At 73.1% G+C, this 13,490-nt stretch carries 7 protein-coding genes; 3 read left to right on the top strand and 4 right to left on the bottom strand.

Annotated elements, in window-relative coordinates; genetic code table 11:
- Positions 1 to 80 precede the first annotated feature (80 nt).
- Together ADK52_RS01065 and ADK52_RS01060 are read left to right on the top strand one after the other, a co-directional pair.
- Positions 81 to 1,997: an HSP90 family protein gene (locus ADK52_RS01065; RefSeq protein ID WP_053687883.1), complete on the top strand. Its 1,917-nt coding sequence runs from the start codon at positions 81 to 83 to the stop codon at positions 1,995 to 1,997.
- Complete coding sequence (locus ADK52_RS01060) at positions 1,994 to 5,014, top strand: hypothetical protein (protein WP_053687882.1); 3,021 nt, start codon at positions 1,994 to 1,996, stop codon at positions 5,012 to 5,014. The genes ADK52_RS01065 and ADK52_RS01060 overlap by 4 nt, the downstream gene beginning before the upstream one ends.
- Before the next feature lie 47 nt (positions 5,015 to 5,061).
- Here ADK52_RS01060 and ADK52_RS01055 read toward each other — a convergent pair whose 3' ends face one another.
- Complete coding sequence (locus ADK52_RS01055; RefSeq protein ID WP_053687881.1) at positions 5,062 to 5,967, bottom strand: LLM class flavin-dependent oxidoreductase; 906 nt, start codon at positions 5,965 to 5,967, stop codon at positions 5,062 to 5,064.
- Between the two features lie 148 nt (positions 5,968 to 6,115).
- Between ADK52_RS01055 and ADK52_RS01050 the strand changes: the two genes are divergently transcribed.
- Complete coding sequence (locus ADK52_RS01050) at positions 6,116 to 7,000, top strand: Cof-type HAD-IIB family hydrolase (RefSeq protein ID WP_053687880.1); 885 nt, start codon at positions 6,116 to 6,118, stop codon at positions 6,998 to 7,000.
- An 80-nt stretch (positions 7,001 to 7,080) separates the two neighbouring features.
- On the opposite strand, the gene ADK52_RS01045 is transcribed toward ADK52_RS01050, so the two are convergent.
- The 3 genes from ADK52_RS01045 to cydB are packed head-to-tail and all read right to left on the bottom strand — an operon-like array spanning position 7,081 to position 13,480.
- Positions 7,081 to 8,817 carry a GAF domain-containing sensor histidine kinase gene (locus ADK52_RS01045; protein ID WP_053687879.1) on the bottom strand — a complete coding sequence of 579 codons (1,737 nt, stop codon included), beginning with the start codon at positions 8,815 to 8,817 and terminating at the stop codon, positions 7,081 to 7,083.
- A 24-nt stretch (positions 8,818 to 8,841) separates the two neighbouring features.
- Positions 8,842 to 12,444 (bottom strand): thiol reductant ABC exporter subunit CydD, encoded by a 3,603-nt coding sequence (gene cydD / locus ADK52_RS01040; protein WP_420714766.1) that lies wholly within the window; start codon positions 12,442 to 12,444, stop codon positions 8,842 to 8,844.
- 34 nt (positions 12,445 to 12,478) lie between these two features.
- Positions 12,479 to 13,480 (bottom strand): cytochrome d ubiquinol oxidase subunit II, encoded by a 1,002-nt coding sequence (gene cydB / locus ADK52_RS01035; RefSeq protein WP_053687877.1) that lies wholly within the window; start codon positions 13,478 to 13,480, stop codon positions 12,479 to 12,481.
- Positions 13,481 to 13,490: the final 10 nt, after the last annotated feature.

Genomic DNA, 13,490 nt, shown 5'->3' with positions numbered 1-13,490 from the left:
CTCTGTTCCTCACTCCGATCCGTGAGGGGGGTACCTCGCGATCGCCGAACCATCCATGCGAGCACGCGAGGTGACGCCCCATGACGTCCGCATCCCCTTCCCCCGCCCACTCCGACCCGTCCGCCAACAGCTTCCAAGTCGATCTGCGCGGCCTGGTCGACCTGCTCTCCCACCACCTCTACTCCAGCCCGCGCGTCTACGTCCGCGAGCTGCTGCAGAACGCGGTGGACGCCGTCACCGCCCGCCAGGCACTCGACCCGGAGGCGGAGGTCCGCATCCGCCTGTCGGCGTCCGCGGGCCGGGTGACCATCGAGGACAGCGGCATCGGCCTGACCGCCGCCGAGGCGCACTCCCTCCTCGCCACCATCGGCCGCAGCTCCAAGCGCGGCGGTGACCACGGCCTGGAGACCACCCGCCGGGAGTTCCTCGGCCAGTTCGGCATCGGCCTGCTCGCCTGCTTCGTCGTGGCCCGCCAGATCCGCGTCATCACCCGTTCCGCCCGCGACCCCCAGGCCGCGCCCGTCGAATGGCTGGCCACGGACGACGGCTCGTACACCGTCCGCGAACTGCCCGACGAGGCCCGCCGGGAGCCCGGCACCACCGTCATCCTGCGGGCCCGCCCGGGAGCGGAGGAGTGGACCGTCCCGGCCAAGGTCGAGCAACTGGCCCGCGACTACGGCTCCCTGCTCCCGTACGACATCACCTTCACCGAGGGCGCGGGCGACGAGGGCGCGGGCGACGAGGGCCAGGTCGGCGAGGACCGGGGCGGCGAAGGCGGCGAGCCGCGGGGCATCACCGACCGGCCCGCCGTATGGGACCGTCCCTTCCCCACCCCCGCCGCGCGCCGCGTCGCGCTCGCCGGCCACTGCGCGCAGCTCTTCGGCTTCACCCCGCTCGACAGCATCGACCTCGACCTGCCCGTCGCCGGGGTGCGCGGAGTGGCGTACGTCCTCCCCGAGCCGACCAGCCCCGCCCACCGGGCCGGACACCGCGTCCACCTCAAGGGCATGCTGCTCACGGACCACGCCGACAACCTGCTGCCGGACTGGGCGTTCTTCGTCCGCGCGGTCATCGACACGGACACGCTGCGGCCCACCGCTTCCCGCGAGAACCTGTACGACGACGAGACCCTGTCCGCGGTACGCGAGGCCCTCGGCGCCCGGGTCCGGGCCTGGCTCGCCGAACTCGCCGCGAGCGAACCGGAGCGCCTGGCCTCCTTCCTGAGCGTCCACCACCTCGGGGTGAAGTCCCTGGCCCGGCACGACGCCGAACTGCTCGGCCTGATGCTGCCCTGGCTGCCGTTCGAGACGAGCGAGGGCTCGATGAGCCTCCAGGAGTTCACGGCCGCCCACAGCGAGATCCACTTCACGCGCACCGTGGAGGAGTTCCGCCAGATCGCCCCCATCGCGGCGGCCCACGGCCTCGGCGTCATCAACGCCGGATACACGTACGACGCCGACCTGCTCTCCCTGCTGCCCACCGTGCGGCCGGACCTCAAGGTCACGGAGCTGGACGCCGGAGCCGTCACCGAGCGGCTCGACCCGGTCCCCACCTCCGCCGAACTGGCCCTCGCGCCCTTCCTGTCCACGGCGCGCACCCGGCTGGAGGCACAGGGCTGCGACGTCGTGCTGCGCGCCTTCCAGCCCGTCTCCGTCCCCGCGCTCTACCTCGACGACCGCCAGGCCCGCCAGGAGCGCGACCGTACGGCGGCGCTGGACAGCGCCGACTCCCTGTGGAGCGGAATCCTCGGCGCCCTGCGGGGCTCCGCACCGCGCGCCCGCCTGGTGCTCAACCACAACAACCCGCTGATCCGCCGGATCTCGGCCCTGCCCGACGAGGCCCTGACCGGCACGGCCGTCGAGTCGCTGTACGGGCAGGCGCTGCTGATGTCCCAGCGGCCGCTGCGCCCCGCCGACTCCACGCTGCTCAACCGGGCCTTCCTCGGGCTCCTGGAATGGGCGACCCACTCCACCGACTCCCCGGAGGGACAGAAGTGACCATGCTGACGCGCGAGGAGATCGAGAAGGGCCTGCTCGAGAACAGGAACTTCCCGAACGGGTCCGCACGCAACGCGCACGCCGAGGCTCTCGTGGGCGCGGCGGAGGCGATCGGTGACCGGGCCCTGTTCCGCACGGCCCTGGACAACCTGATCAACGCCTACCTCTGGAGCGCCGAGTCCTCGAAGATGCTGGTGCCCTTCGCCCGGCTGCTCCAGGAATACGACAAGGACCCCGGCGCCTTCGACCGGTGGGAGGCCCACTCGCTGTTCTGGCAGTTCAAGTGGGTGGCCACGGCCATCAGCGATTCCCCCGAGATCCCGCTGGAATCCGCCGTCGGCTGGCTGGACGAGATGGAGCGCCGCTACCGGATCGCCGGCTACAGCGAGCGGCCGGTCCGCGAGGCCGAGCTGTGGCTCGCCGACGCGATCGGCCAGGACGACCGGGCCGAGCGGGCCCACCGAGCCTGGCTGGCCGCCGACCGCGACGACATGAGCGACTGCCACGCCTGCGAGCTCAACGGCCAGGGCGCGTACGCCGTGCTGCGCGGGGACGACGCCCGGGCCCTGGAACTCTGGCAGCCCGTCCTGGCGGGCGAGCGGACCTGCGCCGAGGAGCCCCACCGGCTGCTCGCCACCTCGCTGCTGCCGCTGCTGCGCCTGGGCCGCTTCGACGAGGCCCGTTCGCACCACGTACGCGGCTACCGCATGGCCCGCGGCAACGAGAGCCTGCTGCCCTCCATCGGCAAGCACATCGAGTTCTGCGCCCTGAGCGGCAACGAGTCGCGCGGCCTGGAGATCCTCTCCGAGCACGCCGCCCACATGAGTCCGCTGGTCAACGTCGACGACCAGATGGCCTTCCACGGCGGCATCCTCGTCCTGCTGCGCCGGCTGACGGAGCTGGGCCACGGCCAGAGCCCGGCCGTCGCGTACGACGGTGTCCCGCACACGGTCTCCGAGCTGTACGAGGTGCTGCGCGCGAGCTCCCTGGAGATCGCCCGGCGCTTCGACGCCCGCAACGGCACCACCCGGGTCTCCGACCGCTTCCTCGCCCGGATCGAGCGGGAGCCGCTGGTCGGTGTACTGCCGCTGGGGGTGCGCAGCACGGCGCTGCCGCGGTCGGCCGCCATGGTGAACGCCCCGGCGGCCGCGGTCGTGCCCGCGCCGCCCGCGGCCGATTTCGAGGAGCTGGTCGAGCGGGCCCGACAGGCCCGGGAACAGCGGCATCCGGCCGCGGACGCGCTCTGGGCCGAGGTCGGCGTACGGGTGGACGCGCGCCCGGAGGACGAGGTGGACCCGTTGCTCGCCGCCGATGTGGCGGACCAGCGGGCCCTGACGGCGGCCCGCAGCGGGGCCGGGAACGCGGCTGAGCTGCTGGAGGCGGTCCGCGACCGCTACCGCGACCTCGGCCAGGCGGAGCGCGCGGCGCTGGCGGAGCTACGGCTGGCGAGCGCGGCGGCGCAGTCCGGGGCCGAGCCGCGGCGGATCCGGGAGCTGCTGGCGGTGGCCCTGAAGGCCGCCGAGGCGCTGGACGCGGACGAGCCGCTGCGCGGGCGCCGGATCGCGCTGGCGGAGCTGTCGTCGATCCGCGTGGAGTCGTACCTGCGCTCGCTGGAGGCCGGCCCCGAACACGAGCACCTCCACGAGCCCGGCCAGGACCATGGGCACGGCGAGCTGGCGGCCGAACTCGGCGCCTTCGTCGCCGCGTACGCGCAGGCTCTGCCCGATCTGGCGGCCGAGGCCGAGGAGATGCTGGGCCGCGTCGCACTGTCGCAGGGCGAGCCCGAGCGGGCCCTGCCACTGCTGGCCGCGTCCGCGGCGCGGGCGGTGTCGGCGGGCCTGCCGTGGCAGGCGGTGGACGCGCTGGTGCTGCGGGCCGGTGTGCTGATGTCGGTGGAGCGGCCCGAGGAAGCCGAGGAGGCGGCGCGGTCCGCGTTGGAGCACTCCGCGGAGGTGACGGAGGCCGAGACGCAGGGCGTCGTACGGCTCACCCTCGCGGACATCCTGCTGCGCCGGGTGGACGCGGCGGCGGAAGCGGCCGAGCACGCCCTCACCGCGGCGCACTGGTTCGACCAGGCGGGTCTGACCGCCGATGGCGGGGCGCAGGCCAGGCTGGTGCTGGCCCGGGCGTACGCGCGGGAGGACCGGCACGCCGACGCGGCGGAGGTGTTGCAGTCGACGCTGCCCGATCTGCTGGAGCACGGCGAGGGACAGGCCGTCTCCGTACGGGAGTTCCTCGGCGATCTGCTGCGGCAGCTGAACGACTCCCGGGCGGCGGCGGAGCAGTACCTGCTGGCGGCGGAAGTGGCCAAGGGCTGGGAGGATCCCCGCCCGCAGGCCGCCTTGGCGCAGGCGGCGGCGGAACAGCTGTCCGCCGCGCGCCTGGACCAGGAGGCACTCGCCGCGTACGAGCGGTCCCTGGAGCTGTACCGGGTGACGGGGGATGCCCCGATCGCCGAGGTGCGGATCCTGCGTTCCCTGGCCTGGATGGCTCCGCGCGCAGACACCGGTGCGGCGGCGTGGGCGCGGGCACGGGACCTGATGGACCAGGCCGCCGGGGTCCTGGAGACCGCGCTGGCCGAGAGCACGGAGACGAGCGAGGGCCGGGCCGCCCCGCAGCTGCGGGCCGAGCTCGCCCAGACCTGGCTGCAGCTGGCGCAGGTGCTCGACTGGCGGGTCACCTCGCACGAGCAGACCGGGGACGAGGACGGCGACGAGGACAGCGGGGGCGGTGAGGGCTCCCACCGCGCCGAGGTGGACACCGAGGCGCTGCGGCTGGAGGAGATCGAGCTGACCGCGCGGGCCGGAGACCTGTACGCGGAACTGGGTCCGGACCATCTGGGGGACCGGCTCCAGTGCGTGCGGTACGCCGCCTGGACCGAGCAGGAGATCGGTCGCGATGAGGCGGGAGCCGCTCGCCTCTCGGCACTGATCGAGGAATTCCGGGCCATGCCCGAGGAGGTCCCGGAGGATCTGCTGGAGCGCGCCCAGTCCGCCCTCGACAGCCTGCGGTCCTGAGTGCGATGCCCCCGTCGCCCGGCGGCGACGGGGGCATCCTCTCCGTTTCAGCTGTCCAGCTGGGCCAGGCCCTCAGTGGCGATCTTCTCGAAGACGTTCTCGTCGGCCGCGAACTCGGAGTCCGGGATCGGCGCGTGGATCACGATCTCGGTGATGCCGAGCGCCTGGTGGCGGCCGGCGAAGTCGACGAACGCGTCGACGGAGTCGAGCATCGTGTTGCGGTCCGGGGTGAAGCCGGTCAGCAGGATCTTCTCCATCGGCTCGGACGCCCGGCCGATCTCCGCGCATGCCTTCTCGAGCCGGGCCAGCTGGCCGCGGATGGCCTCCACCGACTGTTCGGGGGTGCCCTCTTCGAAGAGCTTCGGTTCGCCGGTGGTCACCCAGGCCTGGCCGTGGGCGGCGGCGAGCTTCATGCCCCGCGGTCCGTTCCCGGCGACGGCGAAGGGCAGCCGCGGCTGCTGCACACAGCCGGGGAGGTTGCGGGCCTCGTCGGCGGAGTAGAACGTGCCGCGTTCGCTGACCGCGGCCTCGGTGAGCAGCCGGTCCAGCAGCGGTACGAACTCCGCGAAGCGGTCCGCGCGCTCACGCGGGGTCCACGGCTCCTGTCCCAGGGCGGAGGCATCGAACCCGTTGCCACCGGCGCCGATGCCGAGGGTGAAACGGCCGCCGGAGATGTCGTCCAACGACATCAGCTCCTTGGCCAGCGTCACCGGGTGCCGGAAGTTTGGCGAGGTGACGAGCGTGCCCAGACGCATCTTCTCGGTGGCGGCGGCCGCCGCGGTCAGGGTCGGGATCGCGCCAAACCACGGCCGGTCGCGGAAGGACCGCCAGGTCAGGTGGTCGTAGGTGTACGCGGTGTGGAACCCGAGCCGCTCGGCTCGCACCCACTGGTCACGGCCGCCCTCACGCCACGGGCGTACCGGGAGGATCACAGTGCTCAGACGCAGACTCATGCGTTCGAGCCTACGGCCCCGCTCATGTTTCACGTGAAACATCGCCCGTCCCCGGTTCACCGTGGGCGCCCGCCCGGCAGCAGCCGGGGGAGAAACATCGCCATCCGGCGCAGGAGCCCGGCCCGCTCTGGTCGGCTGTCGCAAGGTCATGGGTGAAGATGGATCCGTGACCTCGGCTCCCCAGCGCCCGGACGGGCCAACCCCCACTCCCCGGCTCATCGCCACCGACCTCGACGGCACCCTGCTCCGCGACGACAAATCCGTCTCGCTCCGCACGGTCGCCGCGCTCGCCGCTGCCGAGGAGGCCGGGATCGAGGTCTTCTTCGTGACCGGCCGCCCCGCCCGCTGGATGGACGTGGTCAGCGACCACGTCCACGGCCACGGCCTGGCGATCTGCGCGAACGGGGCCGCGGTGGTCGATCTCCACGCCGGCCGGGAGTTCGTGGAGGTCCGCGCACTGCCGCGGGCCACGGCGCTGACGGTCGTGGAGACACTGCGCGCCGCCGTGCCGGGCACCTCCTTCGCGGTCGAGATGACCACCGGCATCAACTACGAACCGCTGTACCCGCCCTTCTTCCAGGACCCGGGTGCCCATGTGGCCACCGCCGAGAAGCTGCTGGAGGAGGAGGCGGACGACACCTCCGCTCCCGTCCTCAAGCTCCTCGCGCACCATGCCGAGCTCGCCCCGGACGAGTTCCTGGCGCTCGCCCGCTCCGCCGCCGGTGCCTACGCGTCGATCACCCGCTCCAGCCCGACCGCTCTGCTGGAGATCAGCGGACTGGGGGTCTCCAAGGCCAGCACCCTGGAGCTGTGCTGCGCCGAGCGCGGTATCTCACCGGCCGAGGTCGTCGCCTTCGGGGACATGCCGAACGACGTGGAGATGCTCCGCTGGGCGGGCACCTCGTACGCGATGGGCAACGCCCACCCGGACGTGATCGCGGCCGCCTCCGGCCGTACGGTCGCCAACAACGAGGACGGCGTCGCCGTCGTCATCGAGCGCATCCTCGCGGATCGCGCCGCGCAGCAGCGCTAGGACGAGCGCCGGGACGAGCGCCGGGGCCTCAGAGCAGGACCTCGGAGCGGGGCCTCAGAGCAGGCCCTCAGAGCGAGCCCTCAGAGCGGGGCCTCCCACACCAGGGTGGTCCCGGTGCCGTCCTCCCCGATGCCGGGGCCGTACCAGCTCGACCCGCCCAGCGACTCCGCCCGCCGGCGCAGATTCCGCAGCCCGCTGCGCCGGCCGCCCTCGGGGATGCCCACCCCGTCGTCGGCGACCTCCAGCCGCACCCCGGGCCTCCCGTCGGCCAGCGTGCCGGTGCAGTCCACGACCACCTCGATCCGGGACGCCTCCGCGTGCCGGAAGGCGTTCGACAGGGCCTCGCGCAGCGCCGCGATCAGGTTCTTGCCCACCAGCTCGCCGACCACCGCGTCGATCGGCCCGAGGAACCGGTGCGCCGGCTTGAAGCCCAGCGGCACCGCGGCCATGTTGATCTCCCGCAGGACCCGGGTGCGCAGCCCCGACGGGGCCTCGGCCGGTCCCTGCTGGAGCGCGAAGATCGCGGTACGGATCTCCTGGATCGTCACGTCCAGCTCGTCCACGGCCTTGCCGACTCCGTCGACGACCTCGGGGACGACGGAGCGCCGCTGGGCGCCCTCCAGCATCATCCCGGTGGCGAACAGCCGCTGGATGACCAGGTCGTGCAGGTCGCGGGCGATCCGGTCGCGGTCCTCGAACACCGCGAGCCGCTCGCGGTCGCGCTGCGCCTCGGCCATCATCAGCGCGAGCGCCGCCTGGGAGGCGAACTGGGTGGCCAGCGTCCGCTCGGCCTCGCTGAACGGCCTCTTGCCACGGCCCCGCGGGGTGACGAGCGCGCCCAGCACGCGTCCGCCGCTGTGCAGCGGCAGCATCATGCAGGGCCCGTACTGGCTGGTCAGCCGGCTGATCATGCGGGGGTCGCTGGCAGCGTCCTCCACGAAGACCGGCTCGCCTTCGAGCAGCTTCGCCACCACCGGGCTCTCGGCCGGGATCACCAGGCCGAGTGAGGTGGCCGCGCTCTCGGCGGAGACGGCGACGATCTCCATGCCGCCCTCCTCGGCCGGCAGAAGCACGATCCCGGCGGCGGAATCCGCCAGGTGGCGGGCCTGCTCGGCCACCACCGAGAGGGCGTCGTCCGCGTCCCCGCCCGACAGCAGGGCGGTCGTGACGGCCACCGAACCGTCGATCCACCGCTCCCGCTGGGTGGCGGCCTCGTACAGCCGGGCGTTGCCGATGGCGATGCCCGCCTCGGTGGCCAGCACCCGGACCATGTGGATGTCGTAGTCGTTGAACCGGCCGCCGCCGTTCTTCTCGGCGAGGTACAGATTGCCGAAGATCTCCCCCTGCACCCGGATCGGGACGCCGAGGAAGGTCTTCATGGGCGGGTGGTGCGGCGGGAACCCGGCCGAGCGCGGGTCCTTCGTGAGATCGGCGAGCTGCACCGTGTCGGGATGGGAGATCAGCGCGCCGAGCAGGCCCCGCTTCCCGTCCGGCCGGTGCCCGATCTTCCGGGCCGTCTCGGCGTCGATGCCGAAGGTGACGAAGTCCGACAGCCCGCGGCCCTCGGTGTCGACGACCCCGATCGCCGCGTACCGGGCGTCCGCGAGCTCGGCCGCCGTCTCACAGATGCGGTCGAGGGTGGAGTGCAGTTCGAGGCCGGTGCCCACGGATCGCATGGCCTCCAGCAGTTGTGGCACCCGGGCGGTGAGCTCGGTGGAGAGGCCCTGCAGACTCCGGGTGGCCTGCGTGGCCGCCTCCAGCGGGTCCGGAGTTCCGGGGGGCGACTCCGGCGGTTCCTGCGACTCCTGCACTGACATGCCCTTGAGATTAGTTAGTCCCTTTTACCGGGGAAAGTCGGCCAGGGCGCCGTCGGCCGACCGCTCCTGCTCCAGCAGGCTGCGCAACGGGCCCTCGGCTACGGCCAGCTCGGCGTACGAGCCACGCTGTACGACCGCTCCGCGCTCCAGTACGAGCACTTCGTCGACCGCCTCCAGGCCGGCCAGCCGGTGCGTGATCAGCACGGTGGTGCGGCCCTCGGTCGCGGCGAGCAGATCCGCGGTCAGGGCGTCCGCGGTGGCCAGGTCCAGGTGCTCGGCCGGCTCATCGAGTACGAGGACGGGGAAGTCCGCGAGCAGCGCCCTGGCCAGGGCCAGCCGCTGGCGCTGGCCTCCGGAGATCCGCTCGCCGTGCTCGCCGACCAGGGTGTCCAGCCCGTCCGGGAGGCCCTCGGCCCACTCCAGCAGCCGCGCCGCCGCCAGGGCCTCCCGCAGCTGCTCCTCGCTCGCGCCGGTCCGGGCCAGCCGCAGGTTCTCCCGTACCGAGCTGTCGAAGAGGTGCGCGTCCTGCGCGCACAGGCCCACCATCCGGCGGACCTCGTCGCTGTCGAGGGTGCGCGCGTCGGTGCCGCCCAGGGTGTACGTACCTTCGTGCGGTTCCAGGAACCGCAGCAGGACCTGCGCCAGCGAGGTCTTGCCCGCACCCGAGGGGCCGACGACGGCGATCCGCCGGCCGGCCTCCAGGGTGAGGTCCAGCCCGCGCAGCGCGTCCTGCTCCTGCCCGGGATGCCGGGCGGCGAGCCCGGTCAGCCGCAGCGGGAACGGGGAGGCCGGTACCGCGGCCGGCCGCTCCGGCTCGGCGACCGGGACGGGCGCGTCGATGACCTCGTAGATCCGCTCGGCGCTGCGGCGCACCCGCTGGCGGTACTGGACGGCCTGCGCCAGCCCGTTGACGGCCTCGAAGGCGGCGAGCGGGGTCAGCACGGCCACGGCCATGGCCACCCCGGACAGCCGTCCGTCGTGCACGGCGTCGGCGGCCAGGGCCGCGGCGACCACCACGGTCAGCCCGCACACGAGGGCGGTGAGCCCGCTCCCGAGCCCGGTCGCGGCGGCTCCCCGCGCGGAGATGCCGGTCAGCGTCCGGTCGCTCTCCTTCGCGGCGCCCTTCCGCCCGGCCAGCGCGCCGGCGACCGTCAGCTCGGCGGTCCCGGTCAGCAGATCGGCCACCCGGGTGGCGAGTTCTCCCCGGGCCGGCGCCAGCCGCCGCTCCGCACGCCGGGCGCAGGCTCCGCTGACCAGCGGCACCCCGACCCCGGCCGCGAGCAGCCCGACCGCGAGAGCGGCTCCCGCCCCGGGCAGCAGCCAGGCGGTGAAGGCGACCGAGCCGGTGCCGACGAGTACCGCGGTGCCGACCGGCAGCAGCCAGCGCAGCCAGTAGTCCTGGAGGGAGTCGGCGTCGGCCACCAGGCGGGCCAGCAGGTCTCCGCGCCGCTGCTCGCGCAGCCCGGCGGGCGCGATGCGCTCCAGCCGGCGGAACACCGACACCCGCAGGTCGGCGAGCATCCGCAGCACGGCGTCGTGGGAGACCAGCCGCTCCGCGTACCGGAAGACGGCGCGCCCGATCCCGAAGGTCCGGGTGGCCGTGACGGCCACCATCAGGTAGAGCACGGGCGGCTGCTCCGAGGCCCGCGAGATGAGCCATCCGGAGACGGCCATCAGCCCCACGCTGCACCCGACGGCCAGTGCCCCGAGCAGCAGGCCGAGCCGGAACCGCCCCTGCCACGCCTTGGCCACCGCCCGCACCCGCCGCAGCGGATCTCCCCCGCCCGAGTCGGCGCCGCCGCCCTTGGCCGCCCTCTCGGGGGCATTGCCGAGGATCCATTCCCCGGGGCCGGACGGCCCGTTGCGCTCCCCGCCGAGGCCGTCGGAGCCCTCGGCCGTGGCCCTCCCGGGCAGGACGGCGCTCCCGGGCCGGACACCGGACGGCGTCGGCAGGACGTCCTCCCCACTCGGCAGGACTCCCGACGCGCCGACCCGCACCACCCGGTCGGCCACGGCCAGGAGCGCCGGCCGGTGGACGACCAGCAGCACGGTCCGTCCCACCGCGAGGCGTCGTACGGCGTCCACCACGGCCGCCTCGGTCGCACCGTCGAGAGCGGCGGTCGGCTCGTCCAGCAGCAGCACCGGCCGGTCCGCGAGGAACGCCCGCGCCAGTGCCAGCCGCTGGCGCTGGCCGGCGGACAGCCCTACCCCGCCTTCCCCGAGCTCCGTGTCGACACCGCGCGGCAGCGCGGCCACGAACTCCCATGCCCCGGCGTCCTTCAGTGCCTCGGCCACCGCGTCCGCGGACGCGTCCGGCCGTGCCAGCCGTACGTTCTGCGCGATCGTCCCGGCGAACAGGTGCGGCCGCTGTGGCACCCACGCGATCCGCTCCCGCCACTGTTCGAGGGAGAGCGAGGCGAGGTCCACACCCCCGATCCGCACCTGCCCCGCGGTCGGCTCGACGAAGCCGAGCAGTACCTGGAGCAGCGTGGACTTGCCCGCCCCGCTCGGTCCGGTGAGCGCGACGCACTCCCCGGGTCCGACCGCCAGCGACACCGGTCCCGGCGAGTCCTCGCCCCGGCCCTCGTAGCGGACCGCGACCGCGTCGAACTCGATCCGCAGCCCCGCAGCCGGCACCGGGGCCACTCCGCCGGAGGCGGCTAGGGGGGTCTGGAGCACCTCGAAGATCTCCTCCGCGGCCGCCAGCCCCTCGGCGGCCGCGTGGTACTGCGCCCCGACCTGGCGCAGCGGCAGATACGCCTCGGGCGCCAGGATCAGGATGACCAGCCCCGTGTACAGGTCGAGCTCCCCGTGGACCAGCCGCATGCCGATGGTCACGGCGACCAGCGCCACCGACAGCGTCGCCAGCAGCTCCAGCGCGAAGGAGGACAGGAAGGCGATGCGCAGCGTCCGCACCGTCGCCTGGCGGTAGTCGTCGGTGATCTTGCGGATCGACTCGGCCTGGGCCTTGGCCCGGCCGAAGACCTTCAGTGTCGGCAGTCCCGCCACCACGTCCAGGAAGTGCCCCGACAGCCGGGACAGCAGCCGCCACTGGCGGTCCATCCGGGACTGGGTGGCCATGCCGATCAGCACCATGAACAGCGGAATGAGCGGCAGCGTGACCACGATGATGGCTGCCGACACCCAGTCCTCGGTGACGATCCGGGCGAGGACCGCCACCGGGACGACCACCGCGAGCCCCAGCTGGGGCAGGTAGCGGGAGAAGTAGTCGTCCAGGGCGTCCACGCCCCGGGTGGCCAGCGCCACCAGCGACCCGGTGCGCTGCCCGCTCAGCCAGCCGGGCCCCAGATCCGCGGCCCGGTCCAGCAGCCGGCCCCGCAGCTGCGATTTGACCGCCGCACTGGCCCGGTGGGCCGCCAGCTCCGTGAGCCAGGCGAGCAGACCCCGCCCCAGCGCGACCGCCGCGAGCAGCAGCAGCGGTGTCCGCAGTGCATCGCCGTCCAGCCCCTGCTCGAAGGCGCCGACCACGATCTCGGCGATCAGCATCGCCTGACCGACGACCAGCCCTGCCCCGGCAAGTCCCAGGACCACCACGGCCGCCAGGAAGAGGCGGGTGGAGCGGGCGTACCGAAGCAGGCGCGGGTCGATCGGTTTCACGTGAAACATCTCCCAGAGCAGGGTCAGGAAGCAGGGTCAGGGATCAGTGCGCATCGACGATGTGCTGCGTACCGATCCGCTTGCGGAACACCCAGTACGTCCAGCCCTGGTAGAGCAGGACGAGCGGCGTGGCCACTCCGGCGCACCAGGTCATGATCTTCAGGGTGTACGGGCTGGACGAGGCATTGGTGACCGTCAGGTTCCAGGCCTCGTTCAGCGAGGACGGCATCACGTTCGGGAAGAGCGTCAGGAAGAGCATCGCGACGGCGGCCGCGATGGTGATCCCGGACAGGGCGAACGACCAGCCCTCGCGGCCCGCCAGGTTGAAGCCCAGGGCCCCGACCAGTGCGAGGACCGCGACGGCCATGGCGATCAGGCTCTTGCCGTCACCGTGCGAGACCTGCGTCCAGATCAGGAAGACGAGGGCCAGTACGGCGGTGAGCACGCCCAGCCGGGTCGCCAGCGTGCGTGCGCGCTCCCGGATGTCCCCGACCGTCTTGAGCGCGGTGAACACCGTTCCGTGGAAGGTGAAGAGCGTGAGGGTGACGAGCCCGCCGAGCAGGGAGTAGCCGTTGAGCAGGTCGAAGAGGCTGCCGACGTACTCCATGTGCTCGTCGATCTTCACTCCGCGCACGATGTTGGCGAAGGCCACGCCCCACAGGAACGCGGGGATCAGCGAGGTCCAGAAGATGGCGTGTTCCCAGTTGGTCTGCCACCGCTCCTCGTCCCGCTTGTGCCGGTACTCGAAGGCGACACCGCGGATGATCAGGCAGACCAGGATGAGCAGGAGCGGCAGGTAGAACCCGGAGAAGAGGGTCGCGTACCACTCGGGGAAGGCGGCGAAGGTGGCACCGCCCGCGGTCAGCAGCCAGACCTCGTTGCCGTCCCACACGGGCCCGATCGTGTTGATCAGGACCCGCTTCTCGGTGCGGTCGCGGGCGAGCAGCTTGGTCAGGACGCCGACTCCGAAGTCGAAGCCCTCCAGGAAGAAGTAGCCGGTCCACAGGACGGCGATGAGCACGAACCAGACGTCATGGAGTTGCATGGTGTGGTCC

This window comes from Streptomyces sp. WM6372 (assembly GCF_001279655.1).
Taxonomy (GTDB): Bacteria; Actinomycetota; Actinomycetes; order Streptomycetales; family Streptomycetaceae; genus Streptomyces.
Note: the sequence above shows the minus strand (reverse complement) of the source record. Positions and strands in the feature narration are given on the sequence as shown.